Raw genomic sequence first — 17,932 nt, 5'->3', positions numbered from 1 at the left:
TCCTGCCTTATCGTTTCAGTTTCGGGTCGAGCGCATCGCGCAAGCCGTCACCCATCAAATTGAACGCCAGCACCGAGATCAGAATCGCCAGGCCCGGGAAAGCCACCACCCACCATGCGCTCTGGATGAATTCCATGGCGCTGGCCAGCATCGAGCCCCATTCCGGCGTCGGCGGCTGCGCGCCCATGCCGAGGAAGCCGAGCGCGGCCGCATCGAGGATGGCGGACGAAAAGCCCAGCGTGGCTTGCACGATCAGCGGCGCCAGGCAGTTCGGCAGCACGCAGTTGAACATGATGCGCAAGGTGCCGGCGCCGGCGATGCGCGAAGCGCTGACATAGTCGCGCGACATCTCGCCGATTACCGCTGCCCGCGTCTGCCGCGCATAGTGCGGCAGCATCACCACCGCGATGGCGTACATGGCGTTCATCAGGCCAGGGCCGAGGATCGCCACCACGGCGATCGCCAGCAGCAGGCTAGGCAAGGCCAACATGATGTCCATCAGGCGCATGATGGCGATTTCCACCATGCCGCGGAAGTAACCGGCCAGCAGGCCCAGCAGCACGCCGGTAGTGAGCGACAGCGAAATCGACACCAGGCCGATCAGCAGCGACAGGCGGACGCCATGGATCAGGCGCGACAGCATGTCGCGGCCGACCGGATCGGTGCCCAGCAGGAACTGGCTGCTGCCGCCCGCTTGCCATACCGGCGGCACCAGGGTCGATTGGCGGAACTGTTCGATCGGCGAATGCGGGGCGATGATATCGGCGAACAGCGCCATCAGGACCATGGCGATGATGATCACCAGGCCGATGACGGCGCCGCGGTTCTGGCTGAAATAGCCCCAGAATTCGCGCAGCGGATGCGGCGGCGCGCTGGCCGCCTTGGGGATAGAAATGGCTTGCGGCGCAGGCGCCTGCGTTGTGTCGGTAGTGTTCATGAGCGGTGGCGAATACGTGGATTGATTACGCCGTACAGCAGGTCGACGGCCAGGTTGACGAGGATGATGGTGATCGCCGACAGCAGGATGCCGCCCTGCACCACCGGATAATCGCGGCGCTGGATCGCAGCCACCAGCCACTTGCCGATACCCGGCCAGGAAAAGATGGTTTCCGTCAGGATTGCGCCGGCCAGCAAAGTGCCGACCTGCAGGCCGACTACCGTCACCACTGGAATCAGCGCATTGCGCAAGGCGTGCACACCGACCACGCGCCATGGCGACAGGCCCTTGGCGCGCGCAGTGCGTACATAATCCTCGCGCAAGACTTCCAGCATGGCGGAGCGCGTCATGCGCGCAATCACGGCCAGCGGAATGGTGCCGAGTGCAATCGTCGGCAGGATCAAGTGCGACAGCGCCGACTTGAAGGCGCCGCTATCGTCCGACAGCAGGCTGTCGATCAGCATGAAGCCGGTCACCGGCGGCACGTCGAACAGGATATCGATGCGGCCCGAGACCGGAGTCCAGCCCAGCGTCACGGAAAACAGCAGAATCAGCAGCAGGGCCCACCAGAACACCGGCATGGAATAACCGGTGAGAGAGGCGCCCATCACCGAATAGTCCAGCACGGTGTTGCGTTTCAGCGCCGCCAGCATGCCGGCAGGCAGGCCGATGATCAGCGCAAACAGGATGGCGCAAAAGGACAGTTCCAGCGTCGCCGGGAACAGTGTCTTGAATTCGCTCAGGACCGAGGTATGGGTCATGATCGACATGCCGAGATCGCCCTTGAACAGATTCCCCAGGTAATTGAAATACTGCATGTAGATCGGCTGGTCCAGGCCGAGGTCGTGCGCCATTTGCGCATAGCGGGCCGGGTCCATGCCGCGTTCGCCGGTCATGGCTTCAACGGCGTTGCCGGGGATCAGATGTATCAATAAAAACACCAGCAGCGTGATGCCGAGGAAGGTCGGTATGACCAGGCCGACACGGCGCAGGAGGAATCCAAACATGGGAATGCCTATCGTGATAAAAAAATGGTAGGGTGGGCACAAGGTGCCCACGCGTGACCGTGATGACCGGAGTACGGACCCGCGCGGCGCCGAAATAGGTATGTGCGTAGAACGAATTCACGCGTGGGCACGCTGTGCCCACCCTACGTTGCAGCCTTACTTGCCGGCCAGGTCAACCTTTTCGAAATGATGGTGCGCGAACACCGCCATCTTGAAGTTCAGCACTTCCTTGCGGATCGGCGTGAAACGTACCGAATGGGCCAGGTCGATCCATGGCGCTTCTTCGTGCAGGATCACCTGCGCCTGCTCGTACAGCTTGGCGCGTTCGTCCTGCTTCGGCGTCAGCTTGGCTTTCTGGATCAGCGCTTCGTAATCCTTGTTGCACCAGCGCGCAGTATTGCCGCCGCCCTTGACGCCTTCACAGCCCAGCAGCGGCGCGAAGAAGTTGTCCGGATCGCCGTTGTCGCCCGACCAGCCGAACATCATCGATTGCTGGTCGCCCTGCTTGCTGCGCTTCAGGTACTCGGTCCATTCATAGGTGGTGAGCTTGGTCTTGACGCCGATCTTGGCCCAGTCGGCCTGGATCAGCTCCGCCATGCGCTTGCCGTCCGGATTGTAGGGACGGGTCACCGGCAGATACCACATCTCAACCTCGACGCCGTTCGGGTAGCCGGCCTTGGCCAGCAGTTCCTTGGCCTTGGCCGGATCGTAGGTGTAATCCTTGATCTTGTCGTTATAGCCCCACAGGGTCGGCGGGATCGGGTTCTTGGCCGAAAGGCCGGCGCCCTGGTAGACCGTCTTGAGGATGGTCTGCTTGTCGACCGCCATGTTGAGCGCCTGGCGCACCAGCTTGTTGTCGAACGGTTTCTTCTCGACGTTGAACGAGATGTAGCCGATGTTCAAGCCTGGCTTGGTCATCATCGTGATGGCCGGATCGCTTTTCATCAATTCGATGTCGGCCGGTTTCGGGAACGCCATGACCTGGCACTCGTTGGCCTTGAGCTTGGCGTAGCGCACCGAAGCATCCGGCGTGATCGCATAGATCAGGTTGTCCAGTTTCGGACGGCCGCCCCAGTATGGATCGAAAGCCTTGTAGCGGATCACAGCGTCTTTTTGATAGGAGACGAACTGGAAAGGGCCGGTGCCGACCGGCTCGCGGTCGATCACTTCGGGTGTGCCCGCCTTCTTCATGTTGTCGGCATATTCGGCCGACAGGATGGAGGCGAAATCCATGCCCAGATCAGCGATGAACGGTGCTTCCGGATGCTTCAGCTTGAACACCACGGTGTTGTCGTCGACCTTCTCCACCTTGTCGATGATCTTGTCCATGCCCATGTCCAGGTAGTAGCCAAAGCTCTGGCCGGCAGCCAGCTTGTGATACGGATGGCTGGGGTCGCCCATGCGGTTGAACGAGAACAGGGCGTCGTCAGCGTTGAAATCGCGGGTCGGCTTGAACTTGGCGCTGCTGTGGAACTTGACGCCCTTGCGCAGCTTGAAGGTATAGGTCAGGCCGTCGTCGGAGACGGTCCAGGATTCAGCCAGGCCGGGAATCGGCTTGGTGGTGCCCAGTTCGAATTCGACCAGGCGGTTGTACATTGGCACCGAGGATGCATCGAAAGTGGTGCCGGTGGTGAACAGCTGCGGATTAAATCCTTCCGGGCTGCCTTCCGAGCAGAACACCAAGGTCTTGGCGGCAGTCGCATAGCCGGCGGTGGCGCACATGACGGCGAGCAGCGCGGCTTTGGCAATCAATTTTCTTTTCATCATAGGTCTCTTTCTTCCGTTAGGTTATGGTGAAACTGATGCATTTAACAACAATTCATATCAGGTGCACAAGCTCGAATCTGCATTACATTCAGATGCTGCTTTTATATTGCAATCGCACATGGCCAGCTCAGGCCGCCATCAACGTCTCGATCTCGGCGCAGCTCTTGGGAATCGCCGGCCCCAGCACGCGCGCGCCGGAAGCCGTCACCAACACGTCGTCTTCGATACGAATGCCGCCGAAATCCAGATACTCGGCGAATTTCTCGTAATTGATCAGGTTACTGTGGCGCGCCTCTTCCCGCCAGCGCTGGATCAGCACCGGGATGAAATAAATGCCCGGCTCCACCGTCACCACCATGCCGGCCTGCAAAGGCTTGGCCAGGCGCAGGTTGCGCAGGCCGAACAGCTCGCTGCGGCTAACGCTGGCGTCATAACCGACCCTGGTTTCACCCAAACCCTCCATGTCATGCACATCCAGTCCCATCTGGTGGCCGAGGCCATGCGGGAAGCAGATCGCGTAAGCGCCCGACTCGACCACCTCTGCCGCCGTGCCGTGGAAGAAACCGAGTTCAGACATCGCTGCCACCATGTGGCGCGCGGCCTGCTTGTGCACTTCGAGATAGGACACGCCCGGCCGTATCATGTCAATGGCGAGCTGCTGCGCCGCCAGCACGATCTCGTACAGGCTGCGCTGGCGTTCGCTGAAGCGGCCGCCGACCGGGAAGGTGCGGGTGACGTCGCTGGCATAGCCGAGAGCACTGGAAGCGCCGGCATCGTTGACCACCAGGTCGCCGCTGCGCAAGCGGTTGTGATGGTCGCGGTTGTGCAGGATCTCGCCGCGGCGGGAAAAAATAATCGGGTAAGAACCCTGCAGGCCGTGGCTGCGCATGATGCCTTCCATCGCCGCCACCACCTGGTATTCAAAGGCATCGGCCTTGGCCTGCAGCATGGCGGCCAGGTGCATGTCGCGCGTGACGCTGAGGGCGTTTTCGATTTCCTGGATTTCAACGTCGCTCTTGATTTCGCGTAGCGCAATCACCGCCGTCATCAAGCTTTCGGAAGCGCCGGCCTCGCATTGCGCCGGCGTGCAGTCCAGCCAGCCGGCCAGTTGCAAGATGGTTTCGCCGCGATACGGCGGCAGATAATGAATCGCGCGGCCCTGGCGGCGCGCCTCTGCCAGCGTTGCCGCCAGCTCGCGGGACGGCTGCACGCGCTCGATGCCGGCGCCGCCGGCGCGCTGCGCCAGCGCGGCTTGCGGTCCGACCCAGATCACCTCGCCCAGGCCGGCGTCGTCGCCGAACAGTATGTCGGTATCGGCTTCGATGTCGATCAGGCCGACCAGTTCGGGCTGGTCGAGGCCAAAGAAATAAGAGAAGGAAGAATCCTGGCGAAACCAGTAATGATTGTGCGGATAGTTCATGGAAACATCGGTATTCCCCGGCAACAGCAGCAAGCCGGAAGAGAACTGCTGCTTCAGCCGGCGCCGCCGCTGTGCGTAGACGGCCGGCTCAAACATGCGCACCTCGCGGGCTGTTGCGGCAATTGCGGCCGCTTATTGCTTGCTTCCATTGCCGATACATCGTCTGCTCCATTACCACTCTCCATTGTGTTGCAACTACCATATATGAATATGACCTTGACGCAAGTGACGCGCCCCGGTCTAGGTGTACCCACCTCGTCGGCCACGTCTACGCGCCCCGGGGGCGCCTAGCCAGAACTGCTCCATGAAAGCCCCCGTATCGCAACAGCAAAAATCATGCCACAACCCGGCCAGAATCGCCTTGCCGGCAAAGCATCAAAAGAATTCGGTGCCGCGCAGCAGATGCTTCTGTACCGCGGGTTCTGGCTGTTGCGGCCCGTCGAACAAGGATACGGTGCCGACCCAGATCACTTCCGCCACCTGGTTTTCATGCGGCAGCGATTCGATGCTGTGGGGGATGTTGGCGTCGAAGTGCAGGCTGTCGCCGACATTCAGCACGTAGCTGTCGGTGCCCACCGTATAGCCGACCCGGCCGCTGAGCACATAGATCATTTCGTCGCCTTCGTGGGACACCATCTCTGACTTGTAGCCGGCCGGCATGGTGAATTTCACGGAATGCACCTGGCTGCCGGGGAACACTGTCGACAGCCGTTCGTACTTGACGCGGCCGCTGGCCACCGAATACGGCTGGCGCTGGCCGCGGTAGGTATCCGGCTGCAGCTGCGCGGGCTGCTGGATCAGGTCGCCGATCGACACCCCCAGCGCCTTGGCGATCACCACCAGCGAGGTGATCGAAGGGCTGGTCAGATTGCGCTCCAGCTGTGAAATGAAGCCGGCGGTCAAGCCGGTTTCGGTAGCGAGTTCCACCAGCGTCTTGTTGATAGCATGACGCCGCGTGCGGATAGAGATCCCCAGCTCTGGTATATCCATTCAATTGTCTCCGGCCTGTACCTGGTTAATTACATTCAAATCGGACAGCGCGATCTGCGCCCGCTGGTCCGACAGTAATTTTTTAATATTTATTTAATATGGCAATTACGATAACGACTGCCGCTGCTGCGTCCTCGGTCAGGCGTCGGAAATTATAGTCAGACTAAAACCGGAGTCAAGGATCTTTTTTAGATTACCTGAGAACGGCAGAGAAATGATGGATTGAATGGAAAGGCGCGGCTACAACGCCAAAAGCGCACCGCCCCATGATGGGGGGCGCGCAGATGCAATCGTTTGCTGTAACGGAGAATCAGGCGGCCACGACCAAGCGCGGCCCGGCACCGCCTCACGGTGGCGGCGGCCCCTGCTTCATCCCGGCGGCAAAGTCTGGTTCACCAGGCTCAGCCAGTGCAGGGTCGAATCGTCGCCCGCGGGCGCAGCCTCGACCGAGGCTTGCTTGGCCGCCGCGTCGTAGGCTTCGCGGCTGACGCGCCTGGAAGCGCGCTGCTTGATGCGCAAGGTCCATTCATCGCCATAGTCGACGATGTTGTCGAACGCCGCCTGCAGCCTGGGATCGTCCTTGATGTTTTCGGCGAGACGGTGCCAGAGGTTGCTCTGGTTCCAGCGCATGAAGCGCATGTAGGCGGTGTTCCACTTGCCGAACCGCAGCGGCAGGTCGCGCCACAGGCGGCGGCTGCCCGAAATCCACAAGACGGCGTCGATGAACAGGCGGTTGTCGCGCCCCCTGGCGCCGGCATCCCCCTCTTTTCCACGCAGCATGGGCTCCAGCTTCTCCCACTGCTCGTCCTTCAGCTTCATATACGATGCGCTGGCGATATTTTGTTTTTTCCCCGAGAAAACCGCACTCTCGGCATGGCCCCGATTGATTCCGTAGATGCTCGACATGGCTGCTCACTTCTTTTCGGTCACGACATGACTACTCTCAACTCCCCTACCTTGCTTGCCCCGCGAGCATGCAAAAAGGGGCCATTCCGAACCAAAATAATTTGTAACAGTGGAATCTGCCGTGGTGCCGGCAATCAGGCGCGCCGTTTTACCAGCGCCGCATTCTGACTTTGGATATTTTTCTGACAACGAAAACAGATCCAGCGCCGGGTTTTATTGCGCATCACGAAATCGCCATCACTGGCCGCTACCTGGGCCTGGTGATGCGAGCAAAAACGCTTGCCGGTCGCCTCGGCGGCGGCCTGGGTCAGCAATGAAAGCCGGTCCGACCGGTCCATATAGGCAGTCATGCTCGACTCCTTTCTCTACATTTTCAACAAAGAAGGTTGCCCGGCGCGCGCAGGACAACCCTGGAAATCAATCCGGCGCGCCGGCCCCGCCGTCAGGACTTGAAGGCATAGAAACCGTTGCCGATCTGCTTGCCGTCCGGTCCGGCGCTGGTCTTGCCGTTCTTGACAGAGAAATACATCCTGCGGCCGTAGAAAAACTGTAGCGGCCAGTCAAACACGTTGAGCGCGCCACCGTCGAAAGACACGCTGCCGAGCCCGTTGAGAGCCGCGTTGTTGGTGCTCAGGATCTGTTCGGCGTTGCCGATCGAGAAATCCATCGGCACGCTGACGGTGCCGTCGTTACCGGTCAGCACCGCTGATAGCGCCACCGCCGAAGCCGGGCAGTAGAAGCCGCCGCCATAGGAGGCCAGGTTGCTTGGGCATTGCGGCAGCAGCGCCACGTCCGGCGTGTTGAACGAGTAGTAGGCGCTGCCGCTGTCGATGAAGGTGTAGTTGTAGTCATGGCCGCTGAACGTGGTTTTCAGCAAGGCGTTGCCGAAGACATTGGTCAGCACCGGATAGACCTTTGCCGCCACTCCCTGCAACTGGTTATTGCTCTGTGTGCCGATACCGAAAGTCATGCTGCCGGTCAGCGTGGTCACGCCTGGCACCGGCACCGCCGGCAAATCGATGATGACGCCGTTATTATCCACCGCGAACTTGGTCTGCGGGCTGACGCTAGGCGTGGCGACCGGAGCGTTGAGCTCGGTGCCGGTGCAGCCCGCCGCAGGACAAGAGTAATACGAGCCGTTGTCGACACCGTCCAGGCTGGCGCCGATCAGGCCGTTGACGCCGGCCACCGCCGGGTCGCTGTTGGATTGCGTGCCGTGGCCATCGGAACAGTCCGCCGGCACCTTGCTGAAGCTGGGATCGTCCTGCAGCTGGGTCGGCACGGCAGCCGCGCTTTCGCCACCGATCTGGACGTCGGCGCTGACCAGCGATCCCCAGTTGAAACTGGTGACGTACTGTTCGCACAAGGCTAGCACGTTGCCGCTGACTTTCGGATCGGCGATCGGCTTGAGCGCTTGCTTGAGCTTGGCGTTGACGGCCGACGAAGCGATGTGCAAGCCGGAAGAACCGGTATCCACCATGACGTGGTCGATGGTCTGGCAATTGCTCGGATCGCCCGGCGCGCACAAGGTGACGCTGATGAAAGGCCGCAGGCTGGTTGCCTTGTTCGGACCGGAGTCGATCACCAGCGGCACCACGTTGGCGGCCGCCGGAGCGCCCGCCGCCGGCGCCATCGCCAGCGGTGCGCTGTTAGCGCTGGCGGCCGCACCTGAACTGCCGCCGTCGGAACACGCCGTCATCAGCAGCAGCCCGTGCAGAGCTGCAATCGTCAATAATTTTCGCATGTCATTTCCCTTACGCTTACTTGATGACGGCGGCGCTGACGCCTGCCGGCAATTGCTGTGGAAGATAGGCCTGGCCGCTGAAATTGCCCGGGAGCCCGAAGGAGTGCACCACCAGAGCGCTCTGCCGCAGCACGAAAGTGCGGCTTCCTGGAGTACCCTGCTCTTTCAGCGATTGCAGATAGACCTCATACATCTGATCGCCGAACACCTGGCGCAGATTGGGCTGGCTGGCGCCCTGCCAGGCAACGCCGAAGACCTGGCCGGCTGCCACGAACTCGCGCACTTCGGTGCCGTTCGGCAGCGCGAATGCCTGCACGCTGTAAAGCGCGAATGCCTGCACGCTGTAAAGCGCGGATGGCTGCGCGCTGCTGCCGTCGCGCGCGGCGCCGGCCTTGGCCGCTGCCTGCGCGCCAGCGGCGGGTGCGCCACGCAAGGCGATGCGGTCGGCTTCCACCGAACTGACGGCGCCGCCCAGCGCCGCCCAGGCCGGCAGCGCTGCCGCCAGCAACAGCGTGGCGGCCATGAATGTTGTCGGATAGCTTCTCATGCTGTCTTACCTTTCAAGAATGTGTCGGCGGCAGTTCTGCCGCACCGGACTACTTGCCTTGCACGCTTGCACGCTTGCCGCTCACTGCACGGAACGGCCGCTGTTAGCGGCGCCGCCATGGAATTTCGGCCAGGCGCTGGTCGCCAGCGCCGCCTTGCCGTTGATCGCGTACAAATGGCCTTCTTCGGAACCGATGTAGATGGTGCCGTCGGCGGCAATCGCCGGCGATGCCCCGACCGTGCTCGGATTGAGCGGACTGGCCGGCGGGATGACAAAACTCCACAGCGCCTTGCCCGCCTTCAGCGTGGTCAGGCCGCCATGTTCCTGCGCCTGCCCATAATTCAGGTAAGACAAGCTCACGCTGTCGCTGCTGCCGGCGGCTGGCGCCGTCAATGCAGTCAGCGCGTTGTTGCCGAGGCCGAGGTAGACCGTACCGTCTGCCGCCAGGCTGGCGTCGGTGACGCCGCCGCCCACGCTGTAGCCCCAGGCTGCTGCCCCGGTCTGCGGATTGAGGGCGTAGAACACGCTGTCGCTGCCGTTGGCGCCGACATATACCGTGCCATCGGCGCCGATCACGGGTGAGGCCTGGACCCAGTCATTGGTGCCGTACTTCCATTTCAGCGCGCCGCTGGCAGGATCCAGGGCGCACACCAGGCCCACCGGCAGCGATTGGTAGAAAGGCCCGGCATAGCCGTCGACGCCGACATACACCGTGCCGTCGGCACCGATGGCGGGCGAGGAATCCACCTGGATGATCGAGGGCAAAGACGACACCGCCGGATTTTTCGACGGTGTTCTCAGGTTGCCGGCCGCATCCCGGTTGAAATAGCCATCCGCCGCGAAATCGTGATCCCACTTCTTGCTGCCGTCCGCCATCGCCAGCGCCGTCAGGTGGCCGTCGTCGGACCCCACATACAGTACGCCGGCGGCGCTCAAGGCCGGCGACGAACGCACCGTGCCGCCCAGTTTCACCGACCATTTGGAGGCGCCGCTGACGGCGTCCAGCGCATAGACCACATTGGCGGCGGCGACATACACGCTGCCGTCGGCGCCCAAGGCCGGGGTCGAGCTGACCACGCCGGTACTCTGGAAGGTCCATTTCAGCGTGCCGTCCGCATTCAGTGCGTACAGCTTCTGATCGTAGGAACCCATATACACGGTGCCGTCGGCCGCCACCGCGGCGGAAGAGCTGATGCCGCCGATGCTGGCGCTGCCGGCCGGGTACTCCCATTTCTCGCTGCCGTCCGGCTTGACCGCGTACAGCTTGCCGGTAACCTGGTTGAGCGGCGCATTGTTGGCGCCTATGTAGATGGTGCCGTCGGCGCCGAGCGCGGGAGAGAAAAAGCCTGACAAGCCTTTGGTGTCGAATACCCACTTCTTGCTGCCGGGGACTGCCGGCGTCGGCGTCGGCGTTACTGTGGTCGGCGGCACCGTTGTCGCCGGCGGTGTGACCGGTGTCGTGACAGGCGCCGGTGTTGGCGCCGGATTGTTTGTGGCGTTGCTTAGCGCAGAACTGGGCGCATCGCTGCCGCCGCCGCAGGCGGTCAGCATGCAGCCAAGAAAAGCTATGCACAGCGGATAGGTTCCAGACTTTGATCTCACCGATTTTCTCCCCGAATGTTATGGACACGCTGCCGTAACTGCCCGCCGCGTCTTCACTAGAGATGCCCGTCCAGAAAAGAAAAAGGGCCACGCCCAGGCCCGAATATTTGTAACTGTTTGCGACAGAAAATGCCGGCGCGACGTTGACATCGATGAGCCGCAGGCTGCTGCCGGAGAAAAAAATAGTTGTCGCGCATGGCCTCTTTTAAATTTTCACGGGGCAACATGAATAAGGAGTGTTGATAAAACCTTCACGAAGGGTTCTCTATCAACGACCGAGTGCTCGCTTCTAAACTATAAATCGGGAGTTTTGCATATGGGTAGTTACAGAAAATGGCTGGATCCGGCCGCGGCAACCTTCGCCGCACTGCTGGTGGCAGGCTGCGGCGGTGGCGACAGTTCCGGGCCGGCCGTCAGCGCAGAAACAGCGCAGAATCAAAGCATGGCATCAGCCGCGCAAGCGCCAAAAGGCACGGCCACGGCTGCCACCGTATCCGGCCGCATCACCTACGATTTTGTACCCGCGGTAGCCAGCAAGGACCGGCAGGGCCAATGGCTGGCCAAGCTTGACTACGCCAAGACTCTGCAAAAGCCTGCGCGCAATGTCGTGGTCGAACTGATCAACGATAAAACCAGCAAGGTATTGCTGTCGACCGCAACCGACGCGCTCGGCAGCTACAGCTTCCAGGCGCCGCTGGACACCGCAGTCCACGTGCGCGCCAAGGCGCAGATGCTGCGTAGCGCCGGCAAGGTTGCTGGGCCCAGCTGGAATTTCGCGGTGCGTGACAGTTCATCGGATGGCTATGGCGTCTCGGTCGACGGCGCCGCCTTGTTTGCGATGGATGGCGCCAGCTTCAACAGCGGCAAGAAAGCCAGCATCCATGATCTCAATGCCGCCTCTGGCTGGGATGCGGCGACAGCGAGCTACGCCAATGCGCGCAGCGCCGGGCCGTTCGCCATTCTCGACACGGTCTACAGCGCCAGCCATAAAGTGCTGGAAGCCGACCAGAACCTGAGCTTCCCGCCGCTGAATGTATTCTGGAGTCCGGGCAGCGACGATGGCACCTACTTCAGCGGTTCCGGCGACAAGACCTTGCGCGGACTGCATATCCTCGGCCATGAGGATGTCGACACCGATGAGTATGACGCCGGCGTCATCGCCCATGAATGGGGCCACTATTTCCAGGCCAGCTTCTCGCGCGACGACAGCATCGGCGGTTCGCACAGCAGCGCCAACCTGCTCGACATGCGGCTGGCGTTCAGCGAAGGCTGGGGCAACGCGTTCTCCAGCATGGCGCGCAACGACCCGATGTATGTCGACACTCAGGGAGCGGCGCAAGCCAATGTCGGCGTAGTGTTCAAGGTTGACGAGATCCCGGACAATGTCGCCAAAGGCTGGTTCGGCGAAGTCGCGATACAGTCTGTGCTGTATCGCCTGCATCAGTCGCCGGACATCGGCTTCCTGCCGATTTACCAGGCCATGGCGGCGCAAAAAAAATCACCGGCCTTCACCAGCCTGTTTTCTTTTGCAACTGCGCTACGCGGTAATATCAATGCCGGCGGCCAGGCCACTCTCGACAACCTGCTGGCGGAAATCAATACCGCCAACAAGGATAAGCTCGACATGTTCGGCCTCGGGCAAAGCGCTTTGCCGCCAGCGGTGATCGCCGCCAACAAGGATTTTGTGCTGCCGGTGTATACCGCGCTGGAAGCCGGCGTAAAATCAAAAACCGGCACGGTCGGCAAGGATGCGACGGTCTGCACCACCACCGCCTACGGCAAGAGCAACAAGCTGGGCGTCTACCGCTACCTGCGCTTCAGCCTGCCGCAGACAGGCAAGCAAACGGTGCGCATCAGCGCCGACGGCGGCCTGTCTCCGTCCTTCCAGCTGTACAGCAAGGGCCAGCCGATTGCGGGCAAGCTGGTGAAAGATCCGAACCTCGGCGATACCTACAATGTCGATTACGATCTGCCGGCGCAGGACGATTACGTCGCCACCATCAACGCCAGCGCCAACAGCGGCTGCTTCAAGATCCTGCTGGCACAAGTCAAAACCGGAGAAATGCAATGACCATCCTGATGAAAACCCGCCTCCTGGCGCTGGCCGTGCTGGCTTGCGGCATGCAGCATGGCATCGCCAAACCGCTGCCGGAGATCGCGCAAAAACCAGCCACCGCCAGCCATGGCGAAAAAGTCAGTGCCCCCGTCACAGTCGAGCTGGCATCCGGCAGTGCTACCAGCAAGAATGCGATCCTGCCGATCCTGCTGCAATTCACCACCGACCAGCCGAACACCCCGCTGCACGTGGAATATCGCAGCACTGCCGGCCTGTCCGTGGTCACACTAGGCAGCGCCAACCTGGTCAGCAACCAGGATGGCGTGGTCACCGATACGCCCAACGTCCGCGCCGCGGCCGATGGCGTGTATGAGCTGAATGTGTTCGTCACGCTGGGCGACCGCACCAAGGCGGTGTCGCTGCCAGTCACCGTCGGCAGCGCCAAGGCGGTCCGCAAGATGGCCGGCAAGGCGCTGCGCACGCCTCAGGGTGAAAACCTGACGCTGATGCCGGCGCAGGAAAAGGTGCGTTAGGCGATTGCTTCGTCTGACAGGGCCGGCGGATCTTGCCGGCCCTGCTTCAAGACACCGAATGACGCTGAACGACGCTGAACGGCGCTAAAAATTATAGCGGCCGGTCAGCACGAATACCCGTCCCGGCTCAAAGCCGATGCCTTGCTCCAGATTGGCGAAGCTGCCGTACAGGCGGCGGTTGAGGAGATTGCGCACGCCCAGGGTCAGCGACCACAGTTTGTTGGCATAGCGCAGGTTGCCGTCGACCGCGACCTGGCCGCCGATATGGTCGCCGCTGTTGTTGGGATAACCGCCGCGGGCAGTCGCGCCAACGCCGTAGCCCCAGCCGCGCCAGGCTGGCGTCTGCAGATCGTAGCTGCTCCAGAAGCTAGCCTGGTGGCGCGCAATCAGCGAAGATATGACATCAAACCCGGGGATCAGACCATAGGAAAAATCGGTATAGCTGTAGGCCGCGGTAAGATTCCAGCCAGGCAGCGGACTGCCGTTCAGGTCGAACTCCACGCCGCGGCTGATGGTGGGCGCCTGCAGCAAAGTAGACGAGCTGCTGTCGCTGCCATCGCTGTAAAGGACGCCGGCATGGGATGCCCGGAACGCCGAGACCGTCAACAGCAAACGCTCGTCCAGCATGCTTAGCTTGATACCGGCTTCCAGCGATTTGCCGTCGGTCGACGGCAGGTTGTATAACCCGGGCGGGCCGCCGTCGTAGCGAATGGGTGCAGTCGGCGCCTGCAGCACAAAACTCTTTTGCCGATTGAGGTACAGCGAGAGCTTATCGCTCAGTTGATAGGACAGGCCGATATTGTAGACCGGCTTGCTGAGCGGATGCAGGGAAGTCACTTCCGCCGTGTACGGATCGGTGGAATGCGACCAGGCGCGGGTATAACCGAGGTTGGCCAGGAAATGCCAGCGCCGCCAAGCCATCTGATCCTGCACAAACCAGTTGTTATAGTTGAGCGTCACCGATGGCCCGGCCGGCGTCAGATTTCCCGCCGGCACTTCCGGCAAACTGCGGCGCTCCAGCGTCGCCATCATGGGCGCACCTGTTTCCGCCATCGGCACCGCGCGCCAACTGTAGTTGAGCGCCATGCCTGCCAGCACCGTATGCTTGAGCGGGCCGGTATGAAAACTGCCATGCAGGCTATTTTCCAGATTCCAGCCATAGGAAATCGACTCCAGCGCCTGCGGCTGGCAAGTCCGGAGCGCCCTGCCGACGCCGCTCGGGTCGCAGTCGTACGAACGCGAAAACAAGCGCGTGCGCATGTAATTGCCTTTGCTCTGCCAGCCCCAGCCGCTGCCCAGCTTCTGCTGCAGGTCGAAGCTGGCGCCAAGGCTGTTGCTGAGCAAGCCGTCGTCCACCACACCGAGCGGACCGAGGCCTTCATTCGCCTGCAAATTGCGCTGGTAACTGATGCCGGCCACGGCCACGGTGCCGTCATGGCGATAGCCTAGCGAAGGCGCGAAATACAGGTCGCGCGCACTGTCGTAGCGGTCGATGGCATCGGCGTCACGGCTGGCGGAGAGGATGGTGCGGTGAGTCCAGACCTGATCCTCCGACAAAGCTCCGGCCAGGTCCAGCGCTACCCGCTGGTGCCCCTGAGTGCCGGTCTCCACCGTCAGTTGCCGCACCGGCTCGGCCTGCGGCTGCTTGGTGATGATGTTGACCAGCCCGCCCGGCTCCATGTCGCCGTTGGCGACAATCGAATCGGCGCCCTTGAGGACTTCGATCCTGTCGATCGCCGCCAGCGGCGTATGCAAGGGCGAGCTGGCATCGTCGATCAGCGACGGCCCTTGAGCCAGGCCATTGATGCGGGCCGGCGCCAGGAAGCCGCGGATATACACCGCGGTGGCGACGCCGCGATTATAGATATTGACGCCGCTGACGTCGTGCAAGGCATCCAGCACAGATTGCGATTGCTGGCTGGCCAAGATGTCTTGCGTCACCACCTGCACCGATTGCGGAATTTCGGCAAGCGGCGTGCTGGTGCGGGTGGCGCTGCTGCTGGCGGCGGCCACGCCCCAGATGGCGGCTGGCGGCTCGTTGGGCGGAACCACCACCAGTTCCATCAATACCGCATCGTCGCGGGCGCCGGCGGCAGCCGCCTGCGCGTTGGCGGCAGACAGCGGCTGCGGCGCCAGCAGCGGCGGCGATGCCGGCTTCGGCCTGAGCGCGTAGCCACCCTCAGCCTTGGCTACCGCTTCCAGTCCGGTGCCGCTCAACAGGCGCGCAAACGCATCGCCCAGCGCATGATTCCCGCTCAGGCCGGGGCTGACCTTGTCCAGTACCAGCGCCGGATCATACACAAGAGAAATGCCGGCGCGCGCCGCGAAAACCGCCAGCACCTGGCTTAACTTGCCGGCGCCGATCGTATAATTTTTTTCCAGCTGCATGGCTTGGGCGCATGCCAGCTGAGGGGTGGCAAAGCCCGCCGACGCCAGGCACCAGCAGGCCACGTGCAGCCGCATGGCGATCGAGAGCGGCCGCGATGTATCAAGAATCCGTTGCCGAGAATTTTGTAAAACCATACGAATTGCTTTCTCGGTTAACCGTCACAAGCACCTGCCTGGCGCGCCCGGACAGATAAAAAAGGGCATCGCCATATATCACCATCCCGCCAGGAAGCAAACATGGAGGCATTCAACTGCATCAGCCGGCGCTTAAGCTTTAGTCACCGTCACCCAGTAGCGGCTGATTTTTTCTACCCGCACCGGCAGGACCTTGCTGAGCAAAAACAGCACCTGGTCGGTATCGTTCAACTGGAACGCGCCCGAAACCCGCTGCTCGGCGACCGCTGGATCGCAGATCAGACGGCCGTGCCGGTAGCGCGCCAATTCGTCGACAAAATCGGCAAGCCGCATTTTGTCGGCGACCAGCACCCCTTGCGACCACAGCGCCAGACTGCCGTCGGCCTGCTGCACCGGCTCCACGCCTTTGGCGGTAAATACGCATTGCTGGCCGGCCTTCAGCAGCAACGCCATGCCTGCGGATTTTTGCGGCACCACTTCGACCGCGCCCTCGAACACCGCCACATGACTGCGCATGCCCTCCTGCCGCACATCGAAGCGGGTATCGCGCGCGCGCAGCATGCCATGCCGGGTCTGCACCAGGAACGGCCGCGCCGGAAAGCGCTGGTCGCGACCGGTGGTGACCAGCATCTCGCCGGTATACAAGCGCACCAGGCGCTGGGCGGCATCGAACTTGACGTCGACCGCACTGGCCGTATTCAGCATCAGGCGGGAACCATCGGCCAGCGCCACGTCGCGCTGCTCGCCGGTGCCGGTCTGGTAGTCGGCAGTCCATTCTTCCCACGGCAACCTGGTCGCCAGCCACGCCGCCGGCGCTGCCGTCAGCAGCAGCGACAAGGCTTTCAAAGCGGTGCGCCGCTGCTGGTACGATACCGGACGGTCGAGCACCGGCATGGCCAGTTCGGCCGGGATGTCGCTGAACGCACTATTGATCTTTTGCGCGCACATCCATGCGCGCTGATGTTCCGGGCTGCGCGAACGCCAGCGCTGCCAGGCTCTCTGGTCGGCTTCGGTGGCCTCGCCGCCGTGCAAGGTCATCAGCCAGGTTGCGGCTTCGCGGATAATGGCGGGATTGATGGGGGTGTCGTTCATGGCAGGGAAAACATCAGGCATTGTTCAAAGCCCAGCACCATGTGGCGCTTGACGGTACGCACGGAAATATCGAGGCGCTCGGCAATCTCGGCATAGGTCAGGCCTTCCAGCTGCGACAGCAGGAAGGTGCTGCGCGCCTTGGCCGGCAGCTGGTCCAGCATGGCGTCGATTTCAAACAAGGTTTCCAGCAGCATCGCACGGTATTCCTGCGAGGGCGCCAGCTCTTCCGGCACCATCGCCAGCGTTTCCAGGTAAGTGCGTTCCAAGGCATCGCGCCGGTGGGCGTTGGCAACCAGGCCCTTGGCGATGACCGTCAGATAGGCGCGCGGCTCTTCGATCACTTCGATCGCCGATTTCAGCAGTACCCGTACAAACGTATCCTGGGCGATATCCGCGGCGTGGTCGATATTGCCGAGGCGCCGGCGCAGCCATCCTACCAACCAGTTATGGTGCTCAACATATAAGGACTGTATCGATGTAGCCTCAACCTTGGGCATAAGCGGCTCTCCTATGTTGCTCTTTCGCGGCATGTTCCGGCGTCTGACTATCAGCTTTCCTTATTGGATATAAGTTTTGCCAAAGCACTGGCAAAGCCAGGCTCGAAGTCAGGGGCGCCAAAAATTGCGTAAAAACAGCTTGGCTTTTTTCGGTACTGACGCTCCTGCGACGTCTCTTTGCAAAACGAAAACATTGCAAAAAAGACGCGTACCGAATTTTAGCTCTACTTAATTCAAGACCAAAATGTAGGGCTAATTTGCGTTGGCCGTCAACCAGACAAACGGGACTAAGCAACATAATTTTCACTAAA

At 61.6% G+C, this 17,932-nt stretch carries 15 protein-coding genes; 2 read left to right on the top strand and 13 right to left on the bottom strand.

Annotation, left to right across the window (positions count from 1 at the left end):
• Positions 1–7 precede the first annotated feature (7 nt).
• The 10 genes from CPter91_RS08955 to CPter91_RS08910 form a co-directional block, all read right to left on the bottom strand.
• Positions 8–937, bottom strand: a complete 930-nt coding sequence (locus CPter91_RS08955; protein WP_061939441.1) for an ABC transporter permease subunit — start codon at positions 935–937, stop codon at positions 8–10.
• Positions 934–1,944 (bottom strand): ABC transporter permease subunit, encoded by a 1,011-nt coding sequence (locus CPter91_RS08950; protein ID WP_061939440.1) that lies wholly within the window; start codon positions 1,942–1,944, stop codon positions 934–936. Before CPter91_RS08950 ends, CPter91_RS08955 begins: the two co-directional genes overlap by 4 nt.
• 156 nt (positions 1,945–2,100) lie before the next feature.
• Positions 2,101–3,711: an ABC transporter substrate-binding protein gene (locus tag CPter91_RS08945; RefSeq protein WP_061939438.1), complete on the bottom strand. Its 1,611-nt coding sequence runs from the start codon at positions 3,709–3,711 to the stop codon at positions 2,101–2,103.
• Between the two features lie 127 nt (positions 3,712–3,838).
• On the bottom strand, positions 3,839–5,227 hold the full coding sequence (locus tag CPter91_RS08940) for an aminopeptidase P family protein (RefSeq protein WP_061939436.1): 1,389 nt from the start codon (positions 5,225–5,227) through the stop codon (positions 3,839–3,841).
• 279 nt (positions 5,228–5,506) lie between these two features.
• Positions 5,507–6,121 (bottom strand): helix-turn-helix domain-containing protein, encoded by a 615-nt coding sequence (locus CPter91_RS08935; RefSeq protein ID WP_082792714.1) that lies wholly within the window; start codon positions 6,119–6,121, stop codon positions 5,507–5,509.
• 369 nt (positions 6,122–6,490) lie between these two features.
• Complete coding sequence (locus CPter91_RS08930; RefSeq protein ID WP_061939434.1) at positions 6,491–7,027, bottom strand: transposase; 537 nt, start codon at positions 7,025–7,027, stop codon at positions 6,491–6,493.
• A 134-nt stretch (positions 7,028–7,161) separates the two neighbouring features.
• Positions 7,162–7,377, bottom strand: a complete 216-nt coding sequence (locus CPter91_RS08925; RefSeq protein WP_061939432.1) for a hypothetical protein — start codon at positions 7,375–7,377, stop codon at positions 7,162–7,164.
• A 92-nt stretch (positions 7,378–7,469) separates the two neighbouring features.
• Positions 7,470–8,771: a DUF3443 family protein gene (locus CPter91_RS08920; protein WP_082792712.1), complete on the bottom strand. Its 1,302-nt coding sequence runs from the start codon at positions 8,769–8,771 to the stop codon at positions 7,470–7,472.
• 16 nt (positions 8,772–8,787) lie between these two features.
• A complete protein-coding gene (locus tag CPter91_RS08915) occupies positions 8,788–9,318 on the bottom strand; it encodes a DUF2844 domain-containing protein (RefSeq protein ID WP_082792710.1) in 531 nt (176 codons plus the stop codon).
• Between the two features lie 81 nt (positions 9,319–9,399).
• The gene (locus CPter91_RS08910; protein WP_150119654.1) at positions 9,400–10,920 is read right to left on the bottom strand and encodes an outer membrane protein assembly factor BamB; all 1,521 of its coding nucleotides are present in this window, start codon (positions 10,918–10,920) and stop codon (positions 9,400–9,402) included.
• Between the two features lie 316 nt (positions 10,921–11,236).
• On the opposite strand from CPter91_RS08910, the gene CPter91_RS08905 reads away from it, so the two are divergent.
• Positions 11,237–12,991: a M48 family metalloprotease gene (locus CPter91_RS08905; RefSeq protein WP_061939425.1), complete on the top strand. Its 1,755-nt coding sequence runs from the start codon at positions 11,237–11,239 to the stop codon at positions 12,989–12,991.
• An 8-nt stretch (positions 12,992–12,999) separates the two neighbouring features.
• Complete coding sequence (locus CPter91_RS08900; RefSeq protein ID WP_150119653.1) at positions 13,000–13,509, top strand: hypothetical protein; 510 nt, start codon at positions 13,000–13,002, stop codon at positions 13,507–13,509.
• A gap of 84 nt (positions 13,510–13,593) precedes the next feature.
• Here CPter91_RS08900 and CPter91_RS08895 read toward each other — a convergent pair whose 3' ends face one another.
• The 3 genes from CPter91_RS08895 to CPter91_RS08885 form a co-directional block, all read right to left on the bottom strand.
• Positions 13,594–16,032, bottom strand: coding sequence for a TonB-dependent siderophore receptor (locus CPter91_RS08895; RefSeq protein ID WP_082792708.1), 2,439 nt, complete (start codon positions 16,030–16,032; stop codon positions 13,594–13,596).
• A gap of 132 nt (positions 16,033–16,164) precedes the next feature.
• Positions 16,165–17,124, bottom strand: a complete 960-nt coding sequence (locus tag CPter91_RS08890; RefSeq protein WP_061939419.1) for a FecR domain-containing protein — start codon at positions 17,122–17,124, stop codon at positions 16,165–16,167.
• Positions 17,121–17,621: a sigma-70 family RNA polymerase sigma factor gene (locus CPter91_RS08885; RefSeq protein ID WP_061939416.1), complete on the bottom strand. Its 501-nt coding sequence runs from the start codon at positions 17,619–17,621 to the stop codon at positions 17,121–17,123. The genes CPter91_RS08890 and CPter91_RS08885 overlap by 4 nt, the downstream gene beginning before the upstream one ends.
• Positions 17,622–17,932: the final 311 nt, after the last annotated feature.

This window comes from Collimonas pratensis, assembly GCF_001584185.1.
Classification (GTDB): Bacteria; Pseudomonadota; Gammaproteobacteria; order Burkholderiales; family Burkholderiaceae_D; genus Collimonas; species Collimonas pratensis.
The sequence above is the reverse complement of the archived record's forward strand: the minus strand, read 5'-3'. Positions and strand labels throughout refer to the sequence as shown.